The organism is Bradyrhizobium oropedii, from assembly GCF_020889685.1.
Classification (GTDB): domain Bacteria; phylum Pseudomonadota; class Alphaproteobacteria; order Rhizobiales; family Xanthobacteraceae; genus Bradyrhizobium; species Bradyrhizobium oropedii.
On sequence record NZ_JACMYO010000476.1, the window covers coordinates 1 to 676 of the forward strand.

The 676-nt window shown below is 57.4% G+C and carries 1 protein-coding gene; it reads right to left on the reverse strand.

The window, feature by feature from the left end:
- A partial coding sequence (locus H8A95_RS43375) for a hypothetical protein (RefSeq protein WP_229188497.1) occupies positions 1-554 on the reverse strand: 554 nt, incomplete at its 3' end.
- Between the last annotated feature and the right edge of the window lie 122 nt (positions 555-676).

Sequence of the window (676 nt, forward strand, 5' to 3'; positions counted from 1 at the left end):
TACCCGCCACCGGTGTTCGAAACATCGGCCTGTATTTGAATGTTGTTATACACGCCCGTCTGGATCGGATTGGGGTCAGTCCAGAGCGTGAGCGTCTGCACATTGCCGGCCCCGTTGCTCGGGTCCTGACCCGGCTGGACATATCTGGCGACAACCTGCAGATGATCGCCGACAAGCTGGATCGCAAACGGCGGCGAGGTGCCCACGCCGCTCGAGTTATCATCATTGTGCATCTGTCCGACGATGAACCAGCCATCTGCGGTATTCGTAAATGACCCGTTGGGGCCATTTGCCTCCACCATGAACTGATAGTTCAAGTTGAGCGGAGTGCCGCCGGGAATGTTGCCCGCGCCTGATACTTCGGAGCGGTCGACAGACGAGTCATCATACCAGGCATGATCACCCTGCTGGACTTGGAAGCGCAGAGTTTGCGGATCAGGATTGGTCAGGCTGTAGCTCGTGCTCGCATCCTGCACTCCGTAGACGTCGCCCCCGATCGAAAACCTCGTCATCGGTGTGGAAGAAAATGATGTGATTGTCCCAGTCGTATCCAATTCAGGCCTCCATGGGTCGCAGAGATGTTTCTCTTTGACGCTTACAAGGGAATTTACGGCCGCGGCGCGAAGGCGCGCGACATACCACGCACTCGCAACGCCTACGCCACGAGCGGATTTCC